General features: G+C 72.2%; 17 protein-coding genes. 9 read left to right on the plus strand and 8 right to left on the minus strand.

Annotated features, from left to right (window positions below; genetic code table 11):
• Positions 1-991, minus strand: a 991-nt coding sequence (locus tag P1P75_RS28255; protein ID WP_319260505.1) for a bifunctional adenosylcobinamide kinase/adenosylcobinamide-phosphate guanylyltransferase, incomplete at its 3' end; no start/stop codon positions are given.
• Positions 992-1,105: 114 nt separating this feature from the next.
• Here P1P75_RS28255 and P1P75_RS28260 point away from each other — a divergent pair.
• Entirely contained in the window at positions 1,106-1,318 is a 213-nt protein-coding gene (locus P1P75_RS28260; protein WP_086772654.1) for a hypothetical protein, read from the plus strand.
• Positions 1,319-1,380: 62 nt separating this feature from the next.
• Here the strand turns inward: P1P75_RS28260 and P1P75_RS28265 are convergent, their stop codons facing one another.
• The 3 genes from P1P75_RS28265 to P1P75_RS28275 all read right to left on the minus strand — a co-directional run bounded on the left by P1P75_RS28265 (position 1,381) and on the right by P1P75_RS28275 (position 3,964).
• Positions 1,381-2,478 (minus strand): trypsin-like peptidase domain-containing protein, encoded by a 1,098-nt coding sequence (locus P1P75_RS28265; protein ID WP_319260508.1) that lies wholly within the window; start codon positions 2,476-2,478, stop codon positions 1,381-1,383.
• Positions 2,479-2,549: 71 nt separating this feature from the next.
• Positions 2,550-3,251 carry a methyltransferase domain-containing protein gene (locus P1P75_RS28270; RefSeq protein ID WP_319260510.1) on the minus strand — a complete coding sequence of 234 codons (702 nt, stop codon included), beginning with the start codon at positions 3,249-3,251 and terminating at the stop codon, positions 2,550-2,552.
• An 83-nt stretch (positions 3,252-3,334) separates the two neighbouring features.
• Positions 3,335-3,964 (minus strand): DUF3043 domain-containing protein, encoded by a 630-nt coding sequence (locus P1P75_RS28275; protein ID WP_190046480.1) that lies wholly within the window; start codon positions 3,962-3,964, stop codon positions 3,335-3,337.
• A gap of 289 nt (positions 3,965-4,253) precedes the next feature.
• On the opposite strand from P1P75_RS28275, the gene P1P75_RS28280 reads away from it, so the two are divergent.
• The 6 genes from P1P75_RS28280 to P1P75_RS28305 all read left to right on the plus strand — a co-directional run bounded on the left by P1P75_RS28280 (position 4,254) and on the right by P1P75_RS28305 (position 13,027).
• Positions 4,254-5,030, plus strand: a complete 777-nt coding sequence (locus P1P75_RS28280) for a PspA/IM30 family protein (RefSeq protein WP_319260538.1) — start codon at positions 4,254-4,256, stop codon at positions 5,028-5,030.
• Positions 5,031-5,064: 34 nt separating this feature from the next.
• Positions 5,065-5,343: a hypothetical protein gene (locus P1P75_RS28285; RefSeq protein WP_319260514.1), complete on the plus strand. Its 279-nt coding sequence runs from the start codon at positions 5,065-5,067 to the stop codon at positions 5,341-5,343.
• 208 nt (positions 5,344-5,551) lie between these two features.
• Positions 5,552-6,772: a sensor histidine kinase gene (locus P1P75_RS28290; RefSeq protein WP_086772660.1), complete on the plus strand. Its 1,221-nt coding sequence runs from the start codon at positions 5,552-5,554 to the stop codon at positions 6,770-6,772.
• Positions 6,769-7,452, plus strand: a complete 684-nt coding sequence (locus tag P1P75_RS28295; RefSeq protein ID WP_319260519.1) for a response regulator transcription factor — start codon at positions 6,769-6,771, stop codon at positions 7,450-7,452. The genes P1P75_RS28290 and P1P75_RS28295 overlap by 4 nt, the downstream gene beginning before the upstream one ends.
• Positions 7,453-7,632: 180 nt before the next feature.
• Positions 7,633-10,737: an efflux RND transporter permease subunit gene (locus tag P1P75_RS28300; RefSeq protein WP_319260521.1), complete on the plus strand. Its 3,105-nt coding sequence runs from the start codon at positions 7,633-7,635 to the stop codon at positions 10,735-10,737.
• Between the two features lie 85 nt (positions 10,738-10,822).
• Positions 10,823-13,027 (plus strand): PQQ-binding-like beta-propeller repeat protein, encoded by a 2,205-nt coding sequence (locus P1P75_RS28305; RefSeq protein WP_319260523.1) that lies wholly within the window; start codon positions 10,823-10,825, stop codon positions 13,025-13,027.
• Between the two features lie 21 nt (positions 13,028-13,048).
• On the opposite strand, the gene nadA is transcribed toward P1P75_RS28305, so the two are convergent.
• Positions 13,049-14,233: a quinolinate synthase NadA gene (gene nadA, locus P1P75_RS28310; protein ID WP_319260526.1), complete on the minus strand. Its 1,185-nt coding sequence runs from the start codon at positions 14,231-14,233 to the stop codon at positions 13,049-13,051.
• A 276-nt stretch (positions 14,234-14,509) separates the two neighbouring features.
• On the opposite strand from nadA, the gene erpA reads away from it, so the two are divergent.
• Positions 14,510-14,866 carry an iron-sulfur cluster insertion protein ErpA gene (gene erpA, locus P1P75_RS28315; RefSeq protein ID WP_073497023.1) on the plus strand — a complete coding sequence of 119 codons (357 nt, stop codon included), beginning with the start codon at positions 14,510-14,512 and terminating at the stop codon, positions 14,864-14,866.
• Positions 14,867-14,995: 129 nt separating this feature from the next.
• Here the strand turns inward: erpA and P1P75_RS28320 are convergent, their stop codons facing one another.
• The gene (locus P1P75_RS28320) at positions 14,996-16,936 is read right to left on the minus strand and encodes a hypothetical protein (protein ID WP_319260528.1); all 1,941 of its coding nucleotides are present in this window, start codon (positions 16,934-16,936) and stop codon (positions 14,996-14,998) included.
• A gap of 170 nt (positions 16,937-17,106) precedes the next feature.
• Complete coding sequence (locus tag P1P75_RS28325; RefSeq protein ID WP_319260531.1) at positions 17,107-17,316, minus strand: hypothetical protein; 210 nt, start codon at positions 17,314-17,316, stop codon at positions 17,107-17,109.
• Positions 17,317-17,446: 130 nt separating this feature from the next.
• Between P1P75_RS28325 and P1P75_RS28330 the strand changes: the two genes are divergently transcribed.
• A complete protein-coding gene (locus P1P75_RS28330; protein ID WP_319260533.1) occupies positions 17,447-18,421 on the plus strand; it encodes a carbohydrate kinase family protein in 975 nt (324 codons plus the stop codon).
• Between the two features lie 15 nt (positions 18,422-18,436).
• Here the strand turns inward: P1P75_RS28330 and P1P75_RS28335 are convergent.
• On the minus strand, positions 18,437-19,219 hold a 783-nt coding region (locus P1P75_RS28335; RefSeq protein WP_319260536.1), incomplete at its 5' end, for a cysteine desulfurase/sulfurtransferase TusA family protein.

Consider the following 19,219-nt stretch of genomic DNA (forward strand, 5'->3'; position numbering starts at 1 on the left):
GCTCGCCCCCGTCCGCCCACACCGCGTCGTCCCAGGCCCCGACGGAGTCCATCGCGTCGGTCAGCCACAGCGAGAGGCAGTCGATCAGCAGGGGCGGAGCCCCGTCCTCCCCGAGCAGCGGCACGAGGTCGCAGGTCTCGACCGTCCGCCACGACCCCGGCCGCCGTTCCCGGTGCGTGGCGACCCGCGCCGCCCACTCGCCGTCCCCGCCCCGCGACCCACCGGTCGCGACGTACAGCACGTCCGGGAAGGACTCCAGCCGCCGTTCGGCCTCCACCGACTTCCCGGACCGCGCCCCGCCCAGCACCAGGGTCCGCCGCGGCACGTCCGGCACCTCCTCGTAGACCCCCACCGTCAGCGTCGACCCGTCCGGCACCGCCCGCGCCCCCGCCGCGGCCAGCCGCCGCCGCAGTTCCGGGCCCGGCGGCACGTCGTGGTCCAGGTGGACGGCGACGACATCCGTCGTGGGCCCGACGGCGCCCACCGCCCGCAGCTTCGCCAGCGCGTCCGGCCGCCCCACCACGTCGGTGAGCACCATGTCGTACCGCTCGGCCGGCTCCCCGCCCTCCTCCAGTCCGGCGGGCGCGCCGCCCGGTGGCAGGTACAGCAGCCGCTGCCCGTCCGGGCCGGTCACGGCGTACCCGGTACCGGGCGCGTCCATGGCGACCGCCCGCACCCGGTGTCCGGTCAGCGGCGTCAACTCCCGTCCGTCCGGCACCCGGCCGGGCTGCGGCAGCCCGGCCGGCACCTCGACGGCGGGCCCGTCGTGCGGATGAGACAGCAGCACCTGCCGTACGCCGCCCAGGGAATGCCCGGAGCGTGCCGCGGCGAAGGCGGCGCCCGGCGTGAGGTCGAGCAGCAGGGCCCCGTCGAGGAGCACCGCGGTCGCCGCCCGCGCGTCCACCCCGAGGGAGGTCGCGCAGACGGCACAGGGACAGTCGGGGCGGGGGAGTCCCGCGGGGGCACCGGTACCGAGCAGAGTCACTTCCACGGACCTGATTTTCGCGCGTCCGATCAGGTCTTGCGCATCCGGCTAGGCTGCGTGCCAGGAGCCGGACCAAGATCCGGCTTCTGCTCTGCATGTGCTCACACGTTGGAGGCGTACATGGCGGCATGGACGTGGCGGTTCGAGAAGGCCGACGGGACGGAGGTCCAGCCCGCGGTGCAGCCGGAGGAGTTCACCACGCAGGGGGACGCCGAGTCCTGGCTCGGTGAGCACTGGAAGGCCCTGCTCGAAGGCGGCGCCGACCAGGTGCGGCTGTTCGAGGACGCCACGGAGATCTACGGCCCGATGAACCTGCACGCCGACGAGGCGTAGGACCGGCTCGGCCCGGGGTGGCCGGCCGACGGCCACCCCGCTCGTCCCCCGCCGCCGGGGCGCTACTGCTGGCCCAGCGTCACCTCGACGGTCCGTTCGTCGCCGTTCCGGGTGAAGGTGACCGTCGTGCGCTCGCCGGGCCGCATTGCGGCCAGTTGCTCCGCCAGCGAGGTGATCGTGGTGACCGGGGTGCCGCCCAACCCGGTGATGACGTCCCCGGCCCGCAGGCCCGCCCTGTCGGCCGGGCCCCCGCCCGTCACCTCGACGACGGCCACTCCGGCGGCCCGGTGGTCCGTGTCCACGACCGTCCGCGCGGTGATGCCGAGAGCGGCCCGGCCGGAGTCGGTGACCTTGCCGTCCTTCACGATCTGGCCGGCGACGGTCCGCACCATCGAGGCGGGGATCGCGAAGCCGATGCCGGGCGCCGCGCCCTGACCGAGGCTCGGGTCGACGGCCGCCAGCGTGGGGATGCCGATGACCTCGCCGTCGAGGTTCACCAGCGCGCCCCCGCTGTTGCCGGGGTTGATGGCGGCGGACGTCTGCACCATGTTGGCGATCGTGGCGCCCGTACCCCCGTCGGTGCCGCCCTCGCTGACGGTCCGTCCGGTCGCCGAGACGATGCCCTGTGTCACGCTCGACGACAGGCCGAGCGGAGAGCCCATGGCGAGCACGATCTGCCCCACCTCGACCTCGCCGGAGTTCCCCAGGCGGGCCGCCCTCAGCCCGTCGGGCACCCGGTCCAGCCTGATCACGGCGAGATCCTGTTCGGGGTAGCTGGAGACGAGCGTGGCGGCGAGGGGTTCCTCGCTGTGCGCGGTCGTCACCCGGAAGGTCCTCTCGTCACCGACGACATGCGCGTTGGTGACGATGTGCCCCGCGTCGTCGTACACGACCCCGGACCCGAGATCGCTGCGCGCCTCGATCTGCACGACCGACGGCAGGACGTCCCGGATCACCTTCAGGTACGCGTCCTGGAGTTCGTCGGCCCGCGTCACGGCCGCCGGCTGCGCGGTCCCGGCGCTCTGCCGGCCGACGTCCCGGCCGGCGTCCGCCCCGGTGGGGGATCCGCCACCGGAGCACCCGGCGACCAGCCCGCCGAGGCAGCACATGACGACCGCCGCGACGACGGCGGTCCGGGCACGCGTACGGGAAGCATCCATGCCCCGAGTCTCACCACGGAGCGGACCCCCGGCGCGGGCAGCTCACCCGAACGAGCGCGCGGGACAGCGGCTCAGCCCCGTACCCCGCACAGATGCAGCAGGGCCGCCACGCTGCGGTACGGATCCGTCCGGCCCGCCCGCTCCTCCGCGGCCAGCAGGGGCTCCAGATCCTCGGGGACCTCCGCGCGGTCCGCCGCGGTGTCCGTGAAGACCCGTACGCCGTACCAGGTGTGGAGCGGTGCCCCGATGCCCGCGAGGGTCGCGGTCAGGGTCTCCCGGCGGTCCGCGCGGACGTCGAGGCCCAGCCGGTTGCGGTAGGCGGTGGTGTCGAAGGCGCCCAGCGCATCCGCCCAGTCCCCGGCCAGGCCCGGCCGCATCGCCAGCGCGTCGGCATTGCGGACGAGGAGGGACAGCAGCCCGCCGGGGGCCAGCACGCGCGCGAGGCCCGCCAGAACCGGGTCAGGCTCCTGGACGTACATGAGCACGCCGTGGCAGAGCACCACGTCGAAGCTGCCGGGGAGGAAGTGCACGCCGGTGTCCCGGCCGTCGCCCTCCATGATCCGCATCCGCTCCCGGATGCCCTCGGGCTCGCCGGACAGCACCTCACGGGCCGCGGCGATCATCGTCGCGTCCTGTTCGAGCCCGGTCACCTGGTGACCGAGCCGGGCCAGCCGCAGCGCCTGCGTGCCCTGGCCCATCCCCACGTCGAGCACGCGAAGCCGCTGCCCGACCGGATAGCGCCCGGCTATCTGCTCGTCGAGCTGCCGGGCCACCAGCTCCTGCCGTACGACATCACGCAGCCCACCCAGCCTGCTCAGCCAGGCCTTCGCCGCGCCCCCGGAGAAGGAATCCGTGCTCAGGGCCGCTCTCCGCGCTTGACCTGCGGCTTGGGCAGCCGGAGTCGACGCATCTGCAGGGAGCGCATGAGCGCGTAGGCCACCGCGCCCCGCCGGTTCTGGTCCGGGAAGCGCTCGGCGAGCCGCTTCTTCAGACGGAACCCGGTGAAGAGCGAGTCCAGCACGATCAGCACGATCACCACGAGCCACAGCAGCAGCGCGATCGTCTGGAGCGAGCCCACCCGGACCATGCTCAGCACGAGGATGACCACGGCCATCGGGAGGAAGAACTCCGCCACGTTGAACCGCGAGTCGATGGTGTCGCGCGCGAACTTGCGGACCGGACCCTTGTCCCGGGCCGGCAGGAACCGTTCGTCACCACCTGCCAGCGCCTGACGCTGGCGCTCGAGCTGGGCTCGGCGCTCCTCGCGCTGACGCTTGGCGGCGTCCTTGCGCGACGAGGACGTATTGGCGACGCTGCGGCGCTGGGACTGGGCCTCACTGCGCTTGGGCGTGGGCCTGCCCTTCGGGGCCTGCGGGTCGCGGGTCTGCTTGGAGTCGGTCAGCGGCGCCTTGTCGGCCACCGATGCCTTCTCTTCCTTGGCACGGCTACGGAACACAAAACCCAAGGGTAAGCGCTCGCCGGGCATGGACCACAGCCCGGCGGGGAACGATCCGGCAACACCAGTCGTCTGAAGTGAGGACGGACCCGGGACAGACCGGTGGAGAGGGGACGAGTGGTGGCGCAGCGGTCACCCTGACGGTCACCTACTCCTTACGCCGGAGCGAGGCCTTGGTCAGTCGTCCTTGGGGATGAGCGCATCCGTCCCCGAACAGTGCGTCAATGGATGCAGGGCCCGTACTGTGGGTTCTGTCGCAGAGCTGGAGCTGGACGTCAGAAGGGGGCGCGCGAAGCCCATGAGCGGTGTCATGAAGCGTATGGGGATGATCTTCCGCGCGAAGGCGAACAAAGCCCTTGACCGGGCCGAGGACCCGCGCGAAACCCTCGATTACTCGTACCAGAAGCAGCTGGAGCTTCTCCAGAAGGTCCGCCGCGGTGTCGCGGACGTGGCCACCTCGCGCAAGCGGCTGGAACTCCAGCTGAACCAGTTGCAGTCGCAGTCCGGCAAGCTGGAGGACCAGGGCCGCAAGGCGCTCGCGCTGGGCCGCGAGGACCTGGCCCGCGAGGCGCTCTCCCGCCGCGCCGCCCTCCAGCAGCAGGTCACCGACCTGGAGACGCAGCACCGCACGCTCCAGGGCGAGGAGGAGAAGCTCACCCTCGCGGCCCAGCGACTCCAGGCCAAGGTCGACGCCTTCCGCACCAAGAAGGAGACCATCAAGGCCACCTACACCGCGGCGCAGGCGCAGACCCGGATCGGCGAGGCCTTCTCCGGCATCTCCGAGGAGATGGGCGACGTCGGCCTGGCCATTCAGCGTGCCGAGGACAAGACGGCCCAGCTCCAGGCCCGCGCCGGCGCCCTCGACGAACTCCTCGCCTCCGGCGCCCTGGACGACCCCACCGGCATGGCCAAGGACGACCTCCAGGCCGAGCTGGACCGGCTCTCCGGTGGTACGGATGTAGAGCTGGAGCTGCAGCGCATGAAGGCGGAGCTGGCCGGAGGGACCTCGTCCGGGCAGCAGGCCATCGAAGGCGGCGCCGACCCGTCGCAGAGCCGGCAGCAGCCGCAGGACACCCCGCGCTTCGACAAGCAGTAGCTTCGGCGCCGGGGCCGGAGCCGAGGAGGCCGACATGATCGTCCGGATCATGGGGGAGGGCCAGTGGACGCTGGCCGACTCCCACTTCGTTGAGCTGAACAAGCTGGACGACGAGCTGCTGGCCGAGATGGAGGGCGGCGACGAGGACGCTTTCCACCGCACTCTCGGCGCGCTCCTGGACGCCGTCCGGCGCCTCGGCGAGCCCCTCCCGGACGACTCCCTGGAACCTTCGGAACTGATCCTCCCGGCCCCGGACGCGAGCCTGGAGGAAGTCCGGGAGATGCTGAGCGACGACGGGCTGATCCCCGGGTGAGCCGCGCCGCTCCCCTGGGCGAAGGCTGATCAACGGGCGAAGGCGGACGGTCACCGGACCGCCCGGCTCCGGTGAAGGCGGCTGGACCCGCCCCGTCCGGCGGCTGAGGACGGGGCACGAGGCCGGTTCGGCCGACAGCGCGGTTCGCGGGCGGCGGCCCCCGCCGAGCGGTCCCAGCGACGGCCAGGAAAGCGACGGTACGGAAAAAGTGACGCCCCTCGCCCGAGCGCAGCGCCGGCTGAAAGCCCACCCCCTCGCCCTGGACGCCGCCATCGCCGCCGGCGTACTGCTGTGCATGCTGGCAGGGTCCTTCGTCGACCCGCACGGCGAGCGGGGCGTCAGCTGGAGCCTGCGCACCCCCGACCCGCTCAGTCTGCTGCTGATCACCCTCGGTGCCGCCGCCCTCGTCTTCCGCCGCAGCGCCCCCATGACGGTCCTCGCGCTCACCGGCACCTGCTCCGTGGCCGAGAGCGTCACCGGCGACCCCCGCGCCCCCGTCGCGATGTCCGCCGTCATCGCCCTCTACACCGTCGCCTCCACCACCGACCGCCCCACCACCTGGCGGGTCGGGCTGCTCACCATGACGGTCCTCACCGGCGCCGCCATGCTTGCCGGGCCGCTGCCCTGGTACGCGCAGGAGAACCTGGCGATCTTCGCCTGGACCGGCATCGGCGCCACCGCCGGCGATGCCGTCCGCAGCCGCCGGGCCGTCGTACGGGCCATCCGCGAGCGGGCCGAACGGGCCGAGCGCACCCGCGAGGAGGAGGCCCGCCGCCGGGTCGCCGAGGAACGCCTGCGCATCGCCCGCGACCTGCACGACGTGGTCGCCCACCACATCGCCCTGGTCAACGTGCAGGCCGGGGTCGCCGCCCACGTCATGGACAAGCGCCCCGACCAGGCCAAGGAGGCTCTCGCGCACGTCCGCGAGGCGAGCCGCTCCGCGCTCAACGAACTCCGCGCCACCGTCGGCCTGCTGCGCCAGTCCGGCGACCCGGAGGCACCCACCGAACCGGCCCCCGGCCTGGACCGGCTCGACGAACTGGCCGGCACCTTCCGCAACGCCGGAATCCAGGTCGAGGTGGCCCGCGCCGACCACGGCACCCAGCTTCCCGCCGCCGTCGGCCTGGCCGCCTACCGCGTCATCCAGGAAGCCCTCACCAACGTCCAAAAACACGCGGGACCGGACGCCAAGGCCGAGGTCAGCGTCGTACGCGTCGGACCGAACGTGGAGGTCACCGTCCTGGACGACGGCGCGGGGGACGCCCCGGTGTCGCGGGACGGCGGCGGCCACGGCCTGCTCGGCATGCGCGAGCGCGTCACCGCCCTGCGCGGCACCCTCACCACCGGTCCCCGCTACGGAGGCGGCTACCGCGTCCATGCGATCCTGCCCGTCAAGACCCGATCCAGCGCCCCCGAGGACTCCGCATGACCATCCGCGTCCTGCTCGCCGACGACCAGGCACTGCTGCGCAGCGCCTTCCGTGTGCTCGTCGACTCCGAGCCCGACATGGAGGTCGTCGGCGAGGCGTCCGACGGGGCGCAGGCGGTCCGGCTCGCCAAGGAGGAGCGCGCCGACGTGGTCCTGATGGACATCCGGATGCCCGGCACCGACGGTCTCGCCGCGACCCGCCTGATCAGCGCCGACCCGTCCCTCGCGGGGGTCCGCGTGGTGATTCTGACGACCTTCGAGGTCGACGACTACGTGGTGCAGTCGCTGCGCGCGGGCGCCTCGGGCTTCCTCGGCAAGGGCAGCGAACCGGAGGAGCTCCTCAACGCCATCCGGGTCGCCGCCGGCGGGGAGGCCCTGCTCTCGCCCACCGCCACCAAGGGGCTGATCGCCCGCTTCCTCGCCCAGGGCGACGCCGGGGGCGACGGCGACGACCCGGACCGCGCGAAGCGGCTCTCGGCACTCACCGGCCGGGAGCGCGAGGTTCTCGTCCTGGTCGCCGGCGGCCACTCCAACGACGAGATCGCCGAGCGCCTGGAGGTCAGCCCGCTGACCGTGAAGACGCACGTCAACCGGGCCATGGCCAAGCTCGGCGCCCGTGACCGGGCCCAGCTCGTGGTGATCGCCTACGAGTCCGGGCTGGTCCGCCCAAGGGTGGACTGATCTCCACCCGGCCGTACTGCACCCGGAGTATGCGCCGGATAAGGAAATCGACCTGGGGCCTACGGATCGGGCTCTCCCGATGGCTCAGGGTGTAGGGGAGGGCGCTCACATGTGCTCGCGCCACCCTTTCCCGCTTCCTGCCGTGCCGCTTCTGCCGCTCAGAAGAGAGACCCGTAACCCATGTCCTGGCTGTCGAAGTTCAGCCTCGCGCAACGGGCCCTGATAGGCCTGATGTCCATCATCGCGATCGTGTTCGGCGCGATCGCGATCCCGCAGCTCAAACAGCAGCTCCTGCCCACCATCGAACTGCCGATGGTGTCCGTGCTCGCGCCCTACCAGGGCGCCGCCCCGGACGTCGTCGAGAAGCAGGTGATCGAGCCCATCGAGGACAACCTCGAAGGGGTCGACGGCATCACCGGCGTCACCTCCACGGCGAGCGAGGGCAACGCCGTCATCCTGGCCTCGTTCGACTACGGCAACGACACCAAGCAGCTCGTCGCCGACGTCCAGCAGGCCGTCAACCGGGCCCGCGTCCAGCTCCCGGACTCGGTGGACCCGCAGGTCGTCGCCGGTTCCACGGACGACATCCCGACCGTGGTCCTCGCCGTCACCTCGGACGGGGACCAGCAGGCCCTCGCCGACCGGCTCGACACGACCGTCGTGCCCGCGCTGAAGAACATCGACGGCGTCGGCCAGGTCACCGTCGACGGCGTGCGCGACCTGCGCGTCACCGTCACCCCGGCCGACGCGAAGCTCGCGAAGGCCGGGCTGACCACCCAGTCCCTCGCCCTGGCCCTCCAGGCGGGCGGCGTGACCGTCGCGGCCGGCTCCTTCGACGAGGCGGGCGGCAACCGCACCGTTCAGGTCGGCGGCGGCTTCACCTCCCTGGAGCAGATCCAGAACCTGGCCATCCCCGCCCGGGCGGGCGGCAAGCCGGTGCGCCTCGCCGACGTGGCCACCGTGCGGCAGGAGGAGGCCCCGGCCGACTCCATCACCCGCACCGACGGCAGGCCCAGCCTCGCCGTCGCCGTCACCATGGACCACGACGGCAGCGCGGTCGCCATCTCCGACGCGGTCGAGGACAAGCTGCCCGGCCTGCGCGAGGACCTCGGCTCCGGCGCGTCCATCACGGTCGTCAGCGACCAGGGCCCTGCCGTGTCGAAGTCCATCAAGGGCCTGACCACGGAAGGCGCGCTGGGCCTGCTCTTCGCGGTCCTGGTCATCCTGGTCTTCCTGGCGTCGGTCCGCTCGACGCTGGTGACGGCGGTGTCCATCCCGCTGTCGGTGGTCCTCGCCCTGATCGTGCTGTGGACCCGCGACCTGTCGCTCAACATGCTGACCCTGGGCGCGCTGACCATCGCCATCGGCCGGGTCGTCGACGACTCGATCGTCGTCCTGGAGAACATCAAGCGACACCTCGGCTACGGCGAGGAGCGCGAGACCGCGATCCTCACCGCGGTCCGCGAGGTGGCCGGCGCGGTCACCTCCTCCACCCTCACCACGGTCGCCGTGTTCCTGCCGATCGGCCTCGTCGGCGGCATGGTGGGCGCCCTGTTCGGCTCGTTCAGCCTCACCGTCACGGCGGCCCTGCTGGCCTCCCTGCTGGTGTCGCTGACGGTCGTCCCGGTCCTGTCGTACTGGTTCCTGCGGCCCCCGAAGGGCACCTCCGCGGACGCCGAGGAAGCCCGCCGCGCGGCCGAGGAGAAGGAGGCGCGCAGCCGCCTCCAGCGTTTCTACGTCCCCGTCCTGCGGTTCGCGACCAGGCGCCGCCTGATGAGCGTGGCCATCGCGGCCGTCGTCCTGATCGGCACCTTCGGCATGGCCCCCCTGCTGAAGACCAACTTCTTCGACCAGGGCGAGCAGCAGGTCCTGACGGTCAAGCAGGAACTGGAGCCGGGCACCAGCCTGGCGGCGACCGACGCCCAGGCCAAGAAGGTCGAGCAACTGCTCGCCGGCACCGAGGGCGTGAAGGACTACCAGGTCACCATCGGCTCCTCCGGGTTCATGGCCGCCTTCGGCGGTGGCACCGACAGCAACCAGGCCTCGTACCAGGTGATGCTGGAGGACTCGGCGTCCTTCGAGGACGTCCAGGACCACATCGAGGACGGACTGAAGAAGCTGTCCGGCATCGGCGCCACCACGGTCGCCGCAGGTGACGGCTTCGGCAGCCAGGACCTCAGCGTCGTCGTGAAGGCGGCCGACGCCCAGACGCTGCGCACGGCCGCCGAGCAGGTCCGCTCCGCCGTGGCCGGCCTGGACGACGTCACGGACGTCACCAGCGACCTCTCGCAGAGCGTGCCGCGCATCTCGGTCAAGGCGAACGCCAAGGCCGCGGCGGCCGGGTTCGACGAGCAGACGCTGGGCGCCGCCGTCACCCAGGCGGTCCGCGGGACCACCGCGGGCAAGGCGATCCTGGACGACACCGAGCGCGACATCGTCATCACCTCCGCCGCGCCGGCCACCACGCTGGCGCAGCTCAAGGCCCTGCCCCTGGGCCCGGTGAAGCTCGGCGACATCGCGAGCGTGCAGCTCGTCGACGGCCCCGTGGCCATGACCCGCATCGACGGCCGGCGCGCGGCCACCGTCACCGCGCGGCCGACCGGGGACAACACGGGCGCGGTGAGCGCGGACCTGACGTCGAAGCTCGACGCGCTGAAGCTCCCGGCGGGCGCCACGGCCGAGATCGGCGGTGTCTCGCAGGACCAGGACGACGCGTTCAAGAACCTCGCCCTGGCGATGCTCGCGGCGATCGCGATCGTCTTCATGCTGCTGGTGGCGACCTTCCGGTCACTGGTCCAGCCGCTGATCCTGCTGGTCTCCATCCCGTTCGCGGCGACCGGCGCCATCGGCCTGCTGATCGCCACCGGCACCCCGATGGGCGTCCCGGCGATGATCGGCATGCTGATGCTCATCGGCATCGTGGTGACCAACGCGATCGTGCTGATCGACCTGATCAACCAGTACCGGAAGCAGGGCTACGGCGTCGTCGAGGCCGTGATCGAGGGCGGCCGTCACCGACTGCGCCCCATCCTCATGACGGCGCTGGCGACCATCTTCGCCCTGCTGCCGATGGCCCTGGGCGTCACCGGCGAGGGCGGCTTCATCGCCCAGCCGCTGGCGGTCGTCGTGATCGGCGGTCTGATCACCTCGACGCTGCTCACCCTGCTGCTCGTCCCGACCCTCTACGCGATGGTCGAACTCCGCAAGGAGCGCAGGGCGAAGAAGCGCGCGGCGAAGCGCCAGCCGACCGAGCCGGAGAGGACACCGGAGCCGGCCGGAGTCTGACCCCGCCGCGCCGGTACCCCTTCCCCCGTACGGGTTCCCTATCCTGTGAACTCGAACTGCTCGACGGGGGAAGGGGATCGGGTCGGTGCCACTGCACAAGGACGATCCGAAGGCGCTCGGCGGATACCGGATCGTGGACCGGATCGGATCCGGGGGCATGGGCGTCGTCTACCTGGGCCGGTCCCGGTCCGGGCGTGAGGTCGCCGTCAAGGTGGTGCACGCCCAGTACGCGCAGGACGAGGTCTTCCGGGCCCGCTTCCGCCAGGAGATCGAGGCCGTCCGCAGGGTCAGCGGGGCCTTCACCGCCCCGGTCGTGGACGCCGATCCGGAAGCCGCCCGGCCCTGGATGGCCACCCAGTACGTGCCCGGTGCCGCGCTCTCGGCCCGGATCCGCGAGGCCGGCCCGCTGAGGGGGACGGAACTGCGGCGGCTGACCCTCGGGCTGGTGGAGGCCCTGCGGGACATCCACCGGGCCGGGGTCGTGCACCGTGACCTGAAGCCCTCCAACGTCCTGATGGCCGAGGACGGCCCCCGGGTCATCGACTTCGGCATCTCCCGCGCCACCGAGAACCAGACGCTCACCGAGACCGGCCACGCGATCGGCACCCCGCCGTTCATGTCCCCGGAGCAGTTCAACGACGCCCGGTCGGTCGGCCCGGCCTCGGACGTCTTCTCCCTCGGTGCGCTACTGGTGTTCGCAGCGACCGGACGGGGGCCCTTCGACGCGGACAGCCCCTACCTGACGGCGTGGCGGGTGCTGCACGAGGAACCGGCGGTGGACGCGGTGGCCGAGCCGCTGCGCGCGGTCCTGTCCCGCTGCCTGGCCAAGGACACCGCCGACCGGCCCGGTCTCGACGAGCTGGCCGAGGACTTGGCGCGGGCGCTGCCCGAACCCGCGGCGGGTGACCTGGGGACGGTGCCCCTGCGGCAGCCGCCCCGGCCCGTGGCGGGCGAGGAACCCGGCAGGCCCGCCGCCGCGTCCCGCCCGGGTCGCCGCTCCCGGCTTCGCCGGTGGCCGGTCCTGGCCGGGGTGGCGGGCCTGCTGGCCGTGACGCTCACCGGCTTTCTCCTGTCCGCTCCCTTCGGCGGGGCCTCGGAGTCGGACCGTAACGGCTGGGCCGCCCTGCCCGACGGCTGGGAGCCCTGGCGGACCTCGGTGTTCGGGAGCGCAGCGAGCGGGATGACGAAGCCGCTGAGCCACCCGGGAGCGTCCTTCGGCAGCCCCTTGTCGTGCGAGATGGGCCAGGGTGCCCTCTACTGCGGGGGCGACGGGGTCCTCCCGGTCCGGATCGACGGGGCGACGGGCCGGCTCGACTGGCGGGCCGACATCCTGCCCTCGGTGGGGGAGAAGGGGTACACGAGCAGGGTCCTCGGGGTGCGCGACGGTGTGCTGCTGGTCACGCAGTCGGCTCTCACCAGCGCGGGCGACGACACGACCGCCGTCGTCGTCGCCCTCGACTCCGTCACGGGCAAGCGGCTCTGGTCGCACCCGATGAGCACGACCGGCGGCAACGCCGCTCTCGTGGGAGATCTGCTGATGACCCCGGACGGCAACCGGGTGACCGCCCACGACGCCGTCACCGGCAGCCGTAGCTGGACGGCCACCCTGCCCGCCGGGCCCAGCTACGGCTGCGAGTTCCACGACGTCGGCAGTGTCCCGTACGCGGGCTGCACCGACGCGGGTACGCCGACGCGCACCGTGTTCTACGCCATCAACCCGGCCGACGGCTCGACCCGGAAGGTGAGTGTGCCGGACGGCGACTCCGTGTACGTCGGCGCCGTCGGCGGTGACCTGGCCTTCCTGATGCAGGTCGAGCGGGGCGCCCGCAACGCGCAGGAGTCGGCGTACGGCGAGGTCCTCTTGATCGACCCGGACACCGGAGCCGTACGGAGGAACACGTTGCCGGGTGTCCCGCGCGGCATGCCGGCCCTGGTGGGCGGAGTGCTCTGCTTCGCCTCCTCCCGGGGTCAGCTGGCCGCCCACTCGCCCGAGACGGGCGAGCAGCTGTGGCAGACCTCGACGACCCTTCAGGAGCCCGGCACACCCGTCGCCGAAGGGAAGGGACGAGCGGTGTTCGCGGCCAGCGCCTCCGGACGGGTCGCCGCCCTCGACATCGGAACGGGCGGCCTCCTGTGGGAGTCCGCCGCGCAAGCCGAGGAGGTCGTCGGGGTCGGCTACTCCACGGCGCGGGTGTTCCTCGACGAGGGCGCCCTGGTGGTGCTCACCCCCGACGGGACGGTCTTCACGCTGGACCCGGGCCACCCCGACCGGGAACCGCTGTCGGGGTGATCCGGGGACCGCGGGGTCCGGCTACGGCAGCGCCAGCATCCGCTCCAGCGCGAGCTTGGCGTACTTCTCGGTCTCCGGGTCGACCTCGATGCGGTTGACCAGCTTGCCCTCGGCCAGGGACTCCAGGGTCCAGACCAGGTGCGGCAGGTCGATGCGGTTCATGGTCGAGCAGAAGCAGACCGTCTTGTCGAGGAACACGATCTCCTTGCCCTCGGGCGCGAAACGGTTCGCCAGCCGGCGGACCAGGTTCAGTTCCGTGCCGATGGCCCACTTGGAGCCTGCGGGCGCGGCCTCCAGGGCCTTGATGATGTACTCGGTCGAGCCGACGTGGTCCGCCGCGGCCACGACCTCGTGCCGGCACTCGGGGTGGACCAGCACGTTCACGCCGGGGATGCGGGCGCGTACGTCCTGCACCGACTCCAGGCTGAAGCGGCCGTGCACCGAGCAGTGGCCCCGCCACAGGATCATCTTCGCGTCGCGCAGCTGCTCGGCGGTCAGTCCGCCGTTCGGCTTGTGCGGGTTGTACAGGACGCAGTCCTCCAGGGACAGGCCCATGTCGCGGACGGCGGTGTTGCGGCCCAGGTGCTGGTCGGGCAGGAACAGCACCTTCTCGCCCTGCTCGAAGGCCCACTCCAGCGCGTTCTTCGCGTTGGACGAGGTGCAGATCGTGCCGCCGTGCCTGCCGGTGAACGCCTTGATGTCCGCGGAGGAGTTCATGTACGAGACGGGCACGACCTGCTCGGCTATGCCGGCCTCGGTCAGCACGTCCCAGCACTCGGCGACCTGCTCGGCCGTGGCCATGTCGGCCATCGAGCAGCCGGCCGCCAGGTCGGGCAGGACCACCTTCTGGTCGTCGGACGTCAGGATGTCCGCGGACTCGGCCATGAAGTGCACACCGCAGAACACGATGTACTCGGCCTCGGGGCGGGCGGCCGCGTCCCGGGCCAGCTTGAAGGAGTCGCCCGTGACGTCGGCGAACTGGATGACCTCGTCGCGCTGGTAGTGGTGCCCGAGGACGAAGACCTTGTCACCGAGCTTCTCCTTGGCGGCGCGGGCCCGCTCCACCAGGTCCGGGTCGGACGGCGAGGGCAGGTCGCCGGGACACTCGACGCCCCGCTCACTCCTCGGGTCGGCCTCGCGGCCGAGCAGCAACAGGGCGAGGGGGCTCGGCTGTACGTCGAGCTCCGTGGTCTGGGCGGTGGTCACGACACACACCCTTTCTACTTTTCGTCGATCTGACGTTATCTATCATAACCCGCTTCATGTCACTTTGACGACGGTCATTGCGTCGATGTGACATGAATCCCGGCGCCGCCGCGTGGCCTCGCCCACCGGCGCCGAGAGCCGCTGTTCGCTGCCGCGCGGGTGTGCGAGCATGAAGGAACGGGCGAAGAGAAGGTGCCCGGCCCGTGGAATGAATCCGCGGCCCCGCCGGTTGAAACCGTCGGCAAGCAGTCTCCGTACAACCCGGGAGAGATGTAGATGTCCGTATCGGACGAGACCAGCACCGTCACCGACGGCATCATCCTGTCCGACGCCGCCGCGGCGAAGGTCAAGACCCTGCTCGACCAGGAAGGCCGCGAGGACCTGGCCCTGCGGGTCGCCGTCCAGCCCGGCGGCTGCTCGGGCCTGCGCTACCAGCTCTTCTTCGACGAGCGTTCCCTCGACGGTGACGTGGTCAAGGACTTCGACGGCGTCAAGGTCGTCACCGACCGCATGAGCGCCCCGTACCTGGGCGGCGCGTCCATCGACTTCGTGGACACCATCGAGAAGCAGGGCTTCACGATCGACAACCCGAACGCGACGGGCTCCTGCGCCTGCGGTGACTCCTTCAGCTGAGCCGTCCGCACAGCTGAGCCGGTTCGCACAGCCGAGCCGTCAGCACGGCACACGAAGGCGGCGGCCCCCTCCAAGGGGCCGCCGCCTTCCGTGTGTCCGGGATCTACCGGTCTACCGGTCTACCGGGACCTACTGGGGCAGTCGCGCCCCCGGCTTCTCCAGCGGAACCTGCTTGCCGTCCGACCCGATGACCTTGCGGTCGCCGAGCGGCTCGTCCAGCTGCACGGTCCGGTGGAAGAACTTGGCGATCTTGATGCAGATCGTGTCCGGCCACGGCTTCTCGGTCACGGTGACCTTCACCTGGCCCTCGCTCTCCACCGCCTTCGCCGTGTAGTCGGAGCACACCCCGCCGGTGAAACCGACGACCAGCTCGCGTCCCTCGGCCGTGTAGCCGTCGACGGTCACCTCACGGGTCTCGGTGCCGGAGGTCGGCGCCCCGGAGGGCGTGGCCGCCGGGGGCGCACTCAGGAACTCCGGCTCGACCGCCGGATGCGTCACCGTGTAGTCGTCCCCGGCCCCGCTCGCGCGCACCGAGAACAGCCAGGACGGCACCAGCACCTGCCGGCCGCCCGAGGCGTGCGGGGCAAGCCCGAACACCGCGCCCTCGACCGTGAGCGTCTCCTTGCGCGGCCCGACGGTCGACGTCTGGCAGGCACTGTCCACCTGGTCCTCGGCTGGCACGGGGGTGGCGCAGCCACCGATGCCCGTCCGGCGCTCGGCCCCCGGCGCCGCGTTCATCCGGTCCAGCGTCTCCTGCGCGCCCAGCACGGGGTACGTCTCTCCCTCGGCCGGCGCCTTCACCTGGCCGTTGCCGCCGACGATCTCGCCCTGGGCGCTGACGGTGACGCCGGTCGTCCAGCCGTAGGTCGGCAGTCCGTCGACCCGGGCGTCGGCGTTGACGATCCGCTGCGCGCCCATGACCTGGCTCGCGTCGATCTTGGCGTCGTCCTGCCCGACCGCCTTCAGGACCGGTGCCGCCGCCTTCTTCGCGGCCGCCTCGCTCACCGGGTCGACGGTGGTGGCCGTGGCCTCGGGAGTGCAGACGGCGGAGCCGCTCTTGCAGTCGTCGGTGCCGGGGGTGTACCGGCTGAACGTCCACAGACCCGGTGCCCCCTTCTCCACCCGGAGCACCGGCCCGGACCCGTCCTTCCCGGAGCCGACCTTCCAGGCCTGGCCCTCGGTCACCGGAGTTCCCTCGACGCCCAGCGCGCCCGCCAGCCGGGTCACCTCGGCCCGGGTGACCTCGCCCTTCGCCCAGTACACGGACGCCGAGCCGGGACCCTCGGGGAGGGCGCCGTCGGCCCGGTAGGTCACGCCGTAGGGGTTCGGCTCGCCGGGCGCGATGCCGTTGCCCGGCTCGGACGCGGGGGCGTAGTCGTCCAGCACGAGCGCCGGGGGAGTGCTGCCCCCGGAGGAGGGCGCCCCGGCACTGCCGTCGGTCCCGCCGCCCGCGCTCGCGGCGAGATAGGCGCCACCCCCGCCGACGACCAGCACGGCGGCGGCGACGGAGGCGACGAGCACGGAGGACCGCCGCCGGCCGCCCTCGGGAGCGTCGTCGGCGTCATCGCCGGGGGAGCCGCCCGCGGCATCGCGGGAGTGTCCAAGGACAGCGGCCTCGGCGGGCTTCTCCGTTTCCGTTTCCGCTTCCGAGTCTGCCTCGGCTACGGATTCCGGTGCCGGGCCGGGGGCGTCGGCGGGCTCCTCCGTGCCGGACTCCGGCCGGGAACCGGCGGCAGGCCGCGCCGTCTCGCTCCGGTCCGCCTCGCCGCCCTCGGCCCCGTCGGCCTCCCCGGTCTCCCCGGTCTCCCCGACCGGGACGGCCTCCACGGTCTCCAGGGTCTCCCCGGTCTCCTCGACCGGGACGGCCTCCGCCCGCGTCTCCTGCGCCCGCGCGGCCTCCGGGGCACCCCGGTCCTCGGGCGTACCCCGGTCCTCCGGGGCACCCCGGTCCTCGGGCGTACCCCGGTCCTCCGGGGCACCCCGGTCCTCGGGCGTACCACGGTCCTCCGGTGTCGGTCCGTCCTTCGGCCCGCGTGCGGCGTCGTCGTTGTCGGGTCGCTCGGTGTTCACCGCATCGCTCCTTCGGCTGCGCTGCTGTCGTACCTGACATCCCCTTTACGGGGGACAGCGATGGGACGCAGCGGGGGAGCGCACGGTTCCCCTACGAGCGCCCCGGCCGAAAGAAGGCATGCGCGGCAGCCCGCGCGAGCCCGCTGGGGGCGGCCCGCACGGGCCCCGCGCTAGTTGCCGTACTCCGGCATCGCCTCCAGCAGCCGGGCCGAGGCCGCCGGGACGGTCACGCCGTGGATCAGAGAAAGTGGCACGGGACGGGCCACGCTCTTCTCCGGTGCGGTCCAGTGCGGTGCCATCCGCGCGCAGTCGCCCCGCAGCGACGCCAGGTCGCCCTCGAGGTCGGCCGGAGCGGGTGAGTGGAACTCGAGGTTCGCCATAGCCGCACCGTATGCATGGGCGGGCCTGCGAAGAAAGATCTACTATCGGGTAGTTTCCTCTGCTTCAGCGGAGGCGGCGGACCGGGTAGCGTGAACTGTCAACCCACCTCCCATCAGGAGAGTCCACGCCGTGCGCATCGCAGTCACCGGCTCCATCGCAACCGACCACCTCATGACGTTCCCCGGCCGCTTCGCCGACCAGCTCGTCGCGGACCAGCTCCACACGGTCTCGCTCTCCTTCCTGGTCGACAAGCTGGACGTACGGCGCGGCGGGGTGGGCGCGAACATCGCCTTCGGTATGGGGCAGCTCGGCACGCAGCCCGTTCTGGTCGGCGCCGCCGGCTCCGACTTCGAGGAGTACCGGGCCTGGCTGGACCGGCACGGTGTCGACACCGCCTCGGTCCGCATCTCCGAGACCCTGCACACGGCCCGTTTCGTGTGCACCACGGACTCCGACCACAACCAGATCGGCTCCTTCTACACGGGCGCGATGAGCGAGGCCCGCCTCATCGAGCTGAAGACCGTCGCCGACCGCGTCGGCGGCCTCGACCTGGTCCTGATCGGCGCGGACGACCCCGAGGCGATGCTCCGCCACACGGAGGAGTGCCGCTCCCGGAACATCCCCTTCGCCGCCGACTTCTCCCAGCAGATCGCCCGCATGGGCGGCGAGGACATCAGGATCCTGCTGGACGGGGCGACGTACCTCTTCTCCAACGAGTACGAGAAGGGCCTCATCGAGTCCAAGACCGGCTGGAGCGACGAGGAGATCCTCGGCAAGGTCGGCCACCGCGTCACCACCCTCGGCGCGCGCGGCGTGCGCATCGAGCGGGCCGGCGAGGACCCGATCGAGGTCGGCTGCCCGCAGGAGGAGCGCAAGGCCGACCCCACCGGCGTCGGCGACGCCTTCCGGGCCGGCTTCCTCTCCGGCCTGGCCTGGAACGTCTCCCTGGAGCGCGCCGCCCAGATCGGCTGCATGCTCGCCACCCTGGTCATCGAGACCGTCGGCACGCAGGAGTACCAGCTCCGCCGCGCCCACTTCATGGACCGCTTCGCCACGGCGTACGGCGACGAGGCCGCCGCCGAGGTCCAGAAGCACCTGAACTGACGCAGCCGGTCGGTCTCAGAGGAGCCGGCGGACCAGATAGGCCGAGCCCCGGTCCGCCGGCTCCTCACCGACGTACTCCTGCCCTCGCATCTGGCACCAGGCGGGGATGTCCAGCCGGGCCGCCTCGTCGTCGGACAGGACCCGCACCGTGCCGCCGACCGGTACCTGCCCGATGACCTTCGCCAGCTCGATGACGGGGACCGGGCAGAGCTTGCCGAGGGAGTCCACCACCAGCTCGTCCGTCGCGGTGACCGCCGTGGGACCGGGCGTGGGCGCCCCGAGCTTCTCCCGGACACCCGCCACCGCGCGCGGCAGCACGGCGAGGAACCGCTCCACGTCCTCCTCGGCCGCCCCCGCCGGCAGCGACACCCGTACGTTCCCCTCGCTCAGCACCCCCATCGCCTTGAGCACATGGCTCGGCGTGAGCGTGCTGCTCGTGCAGGACGAACCGGACGAGACGGAGAAACCCTCCCGGTCCAGCTCGTGCAGCAGAGTCTCCCCGTCGACATAGAGACAGGAGAAGGTGACGATCCCGGGCAGCCGCCGCTCCGCGTCACCCACCACCTCCACGTCCGGCACGGACCGCGCCACCCCCGCCCGGATCCGCCCGGTCAGCTCCCGCAGCCGCTCCGCCTCGGCCGCCGCCTCCGCCCGTACCGCCCGCAGCGAGGCCACGGCGGCCACGATCGCCGGGATGTTCTCGAATCCGGCCGCCCGCCCCGACTCCCGTTCGTCCAGGGCTCCTTGGGGAGCGAAACGGACGCCCTTGCGCACCACGAGCAGTCCCACCCCCGACGG

This window comes from Streptomyces sp. ID05-39B (genome assembly GCF_033794725.1).
Lineage (GTDB): Bacteria > Actinomycetota > Actinomycetes > Streptomycetales > Streptomycetaceae > Streptomyces > Streptomyces bobili.